The sequence below is a fragment of the Microcystis sp. M49636_WE2 genome, from assembly GCF_030065375.1.
In the GTDB taxonomy this organism is placed as follows: Bacteria; Cyanobacteriota; Cyanobacteriia; order Cyanobacteriales; family Microcystaceae; genus Microcystis; species Microcystis aeruginosa_C.
Map to the genome: position 1 here is coordinate 1 of NZ_JASJFG010000214.1, position 5,596 is coordinate 5,596.

Here is a 5,596-nt window from a genome sequence, read left to right on the forward strand (position 1 = left end):
GTGGTCAACTACCTAATTTTCAGGGAAAAAGTACCTCAATTTTCCCCCTGATCACTCCCATGCCTGGTACTTTTTGATTGACAAAAAGTCTAAAAGTCTTACCCAACAAGGTTTTTAGATTTATTCAGCAGACCCTAAGTAGGGATTGGAAATTCTCTCCTATCGTCCCGGGAACAATCGCTTTGATGCGGTGAGCGTGGAATTAGGTCAGTTGAATCCCGTCGGTTGATATTAATTGTGTTTAATTTAGTTTGCGATCGAGTTGAGGATCAGTCAAGGGAGAAGGCAAAGGCGAATCAGACATACTGCGCCACAATATCTCACGGAATGAGGATATACAGCCTGAGAAGGGGAAAAACAGGGAAAAACACCTGAGAATCCTTCTTCTGTGCATCCCTCTATTTAATAGTTTGCCCTCTTTGCAATAGCCTTTCTCGTCTCTTTTGACGGGATTCTGTTTCCAGTTGGGCGAGTATATCGTCTAAAAAAAGATTATAAAGCTCAATCTGGCGGTTAGTTTCGCGTAAGCTTTCAAGACATTGTTTTCTCGTTGCTTCATCGGGATAGGAGGTGCGGTAAGTCATCATAAGTTCCATTGCCTCTTTACTTCATCAACACTAGCACTAACAGCATCCACACTGGCTGTTCCTTGCAAAATCGCTCTTTCTAACATCTCTAGCATCGTATTTGAGAGAGTCGGCTGCTCTTGTAAAATTCTCAGCAGGATATTATTAATTCGGGAGTAGGAATTAGTTATCCTCTCTCTGGCATTAGATAATTCTTCTAATTCTGATAATGTCCGTTCATTTTCCCCATATTCTGTAAAAAGTTGCCATTCCGTTGCCGATGCGTACTCTATCTGATCCGCTAGTTGACGCAGTAGATCAAAAATGCTCGCTAAGGTTTCCTCCGGTAATGTAGCCATATTCAATTATTTCTATTATCCCCAGTCTATCATCTGGTTGGTACGAGGTAATCCTGTTTAATTTAGTTTGCGATCGAGTTGAGGATCAGTCAAGGGAGAAGGCAAAGGCGAATCAGACATACTGCGCCACAATATCTCACGGAATGAGGATATACAGCCTGAGAAGGAGTAAAACAGGGAAAAGAAAGCGATCGCTAGTGTGAGAGATATATAACTTAAGATTTGTGACGCGATCACGACAAAGCAGAATTAATAGTTCCAGTGGTTCAGGGAAATGAACTGATTAGCAAGAGGGACGTTAGCCGTTTCAAGATTGGCGATCGCATTGACAATTGCCTTGAAGTCCATATTTTTAAAGCGGTTAGCGTTACGGTAAACCGCTAAGATACCCGAATGGCTTGGATTGGCTTGGTGCAACTCTTCAAAGTCATCGCAGTTATGAGTTAGCAGAATCCGATTTTCCTGTATGGCATAGTCAAGTACGACATCATCTGTGCAGCCAGTCAAACCAATTTTATTGATCGTCAGTACGTCATGACCAGCAGCCGTAAGTAACTTAACCAGAAGTTGGGATTGCGAGTCCTCATCAAGCAATAATCTTAGGCTCAACACTAATCCCCTTTGCTTCCAGACGGTGGCGTTCTTCTTCCGCTTCTTGCTTGAGTAGCTGCTGATTAGCCTCGCAGTAGTCAATTGCCTCATAGATAGCAGCCAAAGGTAACTCCCAATTAAGAGCTGCTTCTTGAGGAGTCATATCGTTGACAATCATATCTGACCAGACATCAAAAGCTTTCAGCCTCCTACCTTGAAAACAAAGCTGTTGTCGCCAGGAATGAGGACGTTTCTCTAAATACTGCCATTGAGTTTTTGCCGCGTTAGTGGTCATGCTGATGCCTTGATCAAAGCTGGTATCCCTAGTTTATCATCTGGTTGATGGGAGGTAATCGGGCTTAATTTGGTTAGTGATCGAGTTGATAGTTTAAGGGAGAAGGCAAAGGCAAATCCGACATACCGCGTCACAATCCCTCACGGAAGTGGATAGTTCACCTGAAAAGGGGAAAAACAGGGAAAAACACCTGAGACTCCTTCTTCTGTGAATCACTGTCTTATGGCGAAAGGAGAAACAGCAGTCTAGAAAAGAGTTCTGGTATTATTTATAGACATCGCCGCGAGGTTTAATAGTTGTAATGACGTATAGATTGTTGTCTCTATCTTCAAAAAACAACACTCGATACTTACCTACTCGCAATCTTAGTTCATCTCTTCCGTAAAGGGGTTTAATATCTAATTTTGTAGAATCCGAAATCAAAGTATCCAAAGCTTCAAGAAGACGAATTTGATCATTTTTAGGCATCCTTTCTAAGTAGCGTTCTGCTTGTCTAAGTAGAATATAATCAGCCAAGTTTATCTCCAAATAATTTGTATTTTAATTCTGTTGAAGTGATTCCGGTATCTCGACCGGATAAATAATCTTGCCATGCTGCTTGGCTTTCAGCAAGTTCTTCGGCTGGAATGATCTCATCGTCATCTTTTGGCGCTACGGTCGGCTTGATGATAGTTTTTAAATCCTCTAAAAGTCGCAACTTATCCGTAAGGGGAAGATTCTCTATTTGGCTGAGGATTTCATAGTAAGTTGTCATAGACCTTGATCGTATCAGATAATCCGAACACACCTCAAATAATACCACATCCAGATACTAACCAAAAATGGTAAAAGCGGTGGGCTGTTCACAACCGACTTGGTTCTGCGGTTTCTTTATCGGGATTAAGAGAGAAATATAAAAATTTATTAAATTGTATCAAAAAATACAATTGTGGGGGGGGGATGTGTATTGTTGTCTTTGCTGACCCTTTAGGGTTAGGTAAAACTGCTGGTTAACTTGGCTGCTAAAAAAGCGATCGTATCAATTTACTCTTTGCCAACTTTGCCAAAAAACAGTTAAATCCCACTAACAACTTCAATGTCTTGAGGCATCTATCATGGTATTCATTAAACTTGTCAAAAATTCTATTGGGGGAGCCGTACTTATCAGTTTGGCAACAATAGGTACTGCTAATGCTCTTCAAATTACACCTATCAGTTATGATATGGAAAATGGAGGCGGCTCTAGATACTGGGACAAGAAATATAATGGCACTGGAAACACGTCGCTAGATTATGCTCCTCTCAGCGGAGGAGTTGGAGATCTAACTGATGGCATAATTCCTACACAAAGGTGGATTGATGTAGAAGTTCCAGACGGTACAGGACCTTATGTTGGTTGGCTAGACCGGAATCCTGTCATTACTTTTAACTTTGCTGGCACAGTCAGGATAAACTCAGTTACTGTCCATGTGGCTGACTTAAATGGTGATGCTGCTATTTCCGTACCGCAAAGTATATTATTAAGTATGGGCAGCTCTAATTACGATTCGGGAACTCTTACTGATCCGCCTGGTTCAGAGGCAACATCCTATACTTTTTCAGGATTAAATTTTAGTGGTAGTTCCCTACAACTTACTCTAAATCGACGCACTGCGTGGGTCTTTGCCAGCGAAGTTACTTTTGATGGCGAACTTTTGGGTGTCCAACCAGTTCCCGAACCCACTTCTACTTTAGGCTTCCTCGCTCTCGGCACTATCGGCGCAGCTTCAACCCTGAAGCGCAAACTAAAACCCTCCCAATCCATTGAAAAAGAAACCACAAAAGTTGGCTAAATTGCTTCTAAAAATACCATAAATGCCCCTTCATTCAGTCAGTAGAGGGGGTATTTTTTGTGTATTGTTTATTGTCTATTATTTAATTGTTGCTAACTAATTGACAACAAGAGCGTTTTTTTATGGTAAAATGGCTGGCCTAGTGTAAATATAGTAAAAGTTGAAATGTCTGTCACCCATATTAATAATCTTCAAGACCAGATTTTGCAAAGTATTAAGACTTTACCGCTAGAAAAACAGCAAAAAGTCCTTGAATTTGTCAAATCCTTACAAAGAAATTCACGTTTTCAGAAATGGGACAATATTTCAGATGCAGAAGCACAATCGTTACAAAATGAATTTGCTCAAGAGGATATTAGCTTTTCAGAAAGTATTTTACCCGATTATTTATCTCACCTTGAACAAGAGGATAAGGAATAAATGCGAGGCGATATTTATCTAGCTGATTTGAATCCGAGTCGTGGTTCAGAACAAGCTGGTATTCGACCTGTTATTATTGTCGAATATAACAATATTGATCGCTTCACTAGCACTGTTGTTGTAATTCCATTAACCAGTAATTTACGTCGCGCACAAATCCCCGGAACAATGGTTATTCCCGCAGGACAAGGAGGCTTAAATCAGGAATCAGTAGCCTTATGTTATCAAATTGTTGTTATTGATAGACAACGACTTCAACGACAGTTGGGGACACTTTCTTCTAGTTATTTACAGCAATTGGAAGAGGCGATGCGATACACATTAGATTTAACATAAAACCCTAATATGAATGTTTAATTAGTTTAATTTTCTTTCTGGAAAACTTGAACTTTAAGTCTCCTGGTAGTCAGTACACTAGGCGCAGTATCAACCCTAAAGCGTAAACTAAAACCCTCCCAATCTACCGAAAAAGAAACCACAAAAGTAGGTTAAATTGCTTCTAAAAATACCATAAATGCCCCTTCATTCAGTCAGTTGAGGGGGTATTTTTGGCATAACTCTCTCAATTCCCATAATTTCAAGGAGGATGGTTTATTTTTTCATCCGATATCTGCTACAATCTAAGATGACTGGTTATAGATGCTTTCAAGATGACTAAAACAGCAGAAACCCTCAAAATAGAACTTGCTCAACTTCCCGTACAAGATCGCGCTGAACTGGCTTACTTTCTCATCCATTCCTTAGATGAAGGTGTAGATGACAATGTTTTAGATGCTTGGGATAGAGAATTAACTCAAAGATTAGCCGAAATTTATGCTGGAACAGCCAAGGGTGAACCATCGGATAAAGTATTATTGGAATTACGAGAGAAATATTCGTGAAACCTGTTATTATTCACAGTGAAGCAAGACGAGAACTTGACAATGCTATTCAATATTATGAGAAGTAAAAGATAGGATTAGGGCTAGATTTACTATCTGAAATTGAACAAGCTCTCGAAAAAATTAAAATTAACCCTAATCTGGGAACAGCCCATACTATCGAAGGGATGCGCCGTTATCTCATTCGCCGTTTTCCTTACATCATCTTTTATGTAGAATTTGAAGCATCTATTTGGGTAGTTGCGATCGCAAATGGAAAACGTAAACCTGATTACTGGAAAAAGCGAAATTTAGAATAATCGAGATACTCAAACCTAAACTAAAACCCTCCCAATCCATCGAAAAAGAAACCAGAAAAGTAGGCTAAATTGCTTCTAAAAATACTATAAATGTCCCTTCATTTAGTCAGTTGAGGGGGTATTTTTTGCATAACTCTCTCAATTCTCATGATTTTAAGGAGTATGGTTTATCCTTTCATCCGCTATCTGCTACAATACAGATACAGGAAATAAAATTTTGATCAGTAGGGTAAAAGTCTTTTCCGTTATCTTAGAAGGTAAGCATCATGAAAAATTTAGAAGAAATTAAAGCGATTTTGGGTCAAGTTAAGTCCTTAGTAAAAGAAAAGTATCATGTCAGTGAATTAGGTATTTTTGGAGATTATGTAAAAGGA

At 39.5% G+C, this 5,596-nt stretch carries 11 protein-coding genes and 1 pseudogene; 6 read left to right on the forward strand and 6 right to left on the reverse strand.

The window, feature by feature from the left end:
* Positions 1-398: 398 nt before the first annotated feature.
* From PX484_RS04795 to PX484_RS04820, 6 genes are all read right to left on the reverse strand, one after another.
* On the reverse strand, positions 399-587 hold the full coding sequence (locus tag PX484_RS04795) for a hypothetical protein (protein WP_002783384.1): 189 nt from the start codon (positions 585-587) through the stop codon (positions 399-401).
* Complete coding sequence (locus tag PX484_RS04800) at positions 584-925, reverse strand: hypothetical protein (protein WP_110544785.1); 342 nt, start codon at positions 923-925, stop codon at positions 584-586. The genes PX484_RS04795 and PX484_RS04800 overlap by 4 nt, the downstream gene beginning before the upstream one ends.
* Positions 926-1,174: 249 nt before the next feature.
* Positions 1,175-1,537 carry a DUF5615 family PIN-like protein gene (locus PX484_RS04805; RefSeq protein WP_287767606.1) on the reverse strand — a complete coding sequence of 121 codons (363 nt, stop codon included), beginning with the start codon at positions 1,535-1,537 and terminating at the stop codon, positions 1,175-1,177.
* Positions 1,512-1,811 carry a hypothetical protein gene (locus PX484_RS04810; RefSeq protein ID WP_147069458.1) on the reverse strand — a complete coding sequence of 100 codons (300 nt, stop codon included), beginning with the start codon at positions 1,809-1,811 and terminating at the stop codon, positions 1,512-1,514. Before PX484_RS04810 ends, PX484_RS04805 begins: the two co-directional genes overlap by 26 nt.
* A 264-nt stretch (positions 1,812-2,075) precedes the next feature.
* Complete coding sequence (locus PX484_RS04815; RefSeq protein WP_012266334.1) at positions 2,076-2,279, reverse strand: type II toxin-antitoxin system RelE family toxin; 204 nt, start codon at positions 2,277-2,279, stop codon at positions 2,076-2,078.
* Positions 2,280-2,319: 40 nt separating this feature from the next.
* Positions 2,320-2,565, reverse strand: a complete 246-nt coding sequence (locus PX484_RS04820) for a hypothetical protein (RefSeq protein ID WP_002734321.1) — start codon at positions 2,563-2,565, stop codon at positions 2,320-2,322.
* 340 nt (positions 2,566-2,905) lie between these two features.
* Here PX484_RS04820 and PX484_RS04825 point away from each other — a divergent pair, with 340 nt between their 5' ends.
* From PX484_RS04825 to PX484_RS04850, 6 genes and pseudogenes are all read left to right on the forward strand, one after another.
* Positions 2,906-3,622 carry a PEP-CTERM sorting domain-containing protein gene (locus tag PX484_RS04825; protein WP_159292869.1) on the forward strand — a complete coding sequence of 239 codons (717 nt, stop codon included), beginning with the start codon at positions 2,906-2,908 and terminating at the stop codon, positions 3,620-3,622.
* A 165-nt stretch (positions 3,623-3,787) separates the two neighbouring features.
* Positions 3,788-4,042, forward strand: a complete 255-nt coding sequence (locus PX484_RS04830; RefSeq protein WP_045362295.1) for a hypothetical protein — start codon at positions 3,788-3,790, stop codon at positions 4,040-4,042.
* A complete protein-coding gene (locus PX484_RS04835; RefSeq protein WP_052278029.1) occupies positions 4,043-4,378 on the forward strand; it encodes a type II toxin-antitoxin system PemK/MazF family toxin in 336 nt (111 codons plus the stop codon). It begins immediately after the preceding gene.
* A 51-nt stretch (positions 4,379-4,429) separates the two neighbouring features.
* Positions 4,430-4,534 (forward strand): annotated as a pseudogene (locus PX484_RS04840) (PEP-CTERM sorting domain-containing protein); the annotation flags it as partial.
* Between the two features lie 158 nt (positions 4,535-4,692).
* Positions 4,693-4,923, forward strand: coding sequence for an addiction module protein (locus PX484_RS04845; RefSeq protein WP_002800346.1), 231 nt, complete (start codon positions 4,693-4,695; stop codon positions 4,921-4,923).
* Positions 4,924-5,024: 101 nt separating this feature from the next.
* Entirely contained in the window at positions 5,025-5,222 is a 198-nt protein-coding gene (locus PX484_RS04850) for a hypothetical protein (protein WP_256377557.1), read from the forward strand.
* Positions 5,223-5,596: the final 374 nt, after the last annotated feature.